Consider the following 582-nt stretch of genomic DNA (forward strand, 5'->3'; position numbering starts at 1 on the left):
CGCTGTACCGTCAGCGCCTGATCTATCAGCGGGCTGGCATTGATCTGTCCAGATCCACTTTATCTGACTGGATAGGTCGCTGCGGTGTAGAACTGGAACCTCTGGCCAATGCCTTAAAAGAGGTGGTACTACAACAGCAGGTGCTGCATGCAGATGAAACACCGGTCACCATCATGCGGATGGGTGAGAATGAGAAAAAACCGAAGAAAGGTTATGTCTGGGCCTATGCCACTACACAGTACAATCCAGTTCAGGCGGTGATCTATGACTTTCAGGATAGTCGTTCAGGCCAGCATGCTGCAAAGTTCTTGAAAGGCTGGCAGGGCAATCTAGTCTGTGATGATTACAGTGGTTATAAAGCACGCTTTAAATCAGGCCAGGTCATTGAGGTGGGCTGCATGGCCCATGCACGTCGTAAATTCCATGAACTGCATGTGACCGGGAAAAGTCAGGTCGCTGAACAGGCCTTAGTGCTGATTCAGAAACTGTATGCGATAGAAGCAGAACTCAGGAAAAAGACCGATGGTACAGCGGAAGACCGCCGCGAATACCGACAACAGCATAGTCAACCAGTGATGCAAC

The 582-nt window shown here is 50.0% G+C and carries 1 protein-coding gene; it reads left to right on the forward strand.

What is annotated here, in order from left to right; translation table 11 throughout:
• Positions 1 to 582: IS66 family transposase (gene tnpC, locus C3420_RS17200; RefSeq protein ID WP_146048187.1), on the forward strand; the 582-nt coding region annotated here is incomplete at both ends.

It is taken from the genome of Acinetobacter sp. ACNIH3, from assembly GCF_002918965.1.
Classification (GTDB): Bacteria; Pseudomonadota; Gammaproteobacteria; order Pseudomonadales; family Moraxellaceae; genus Acinetobacter; species Acinetobacter schindleri.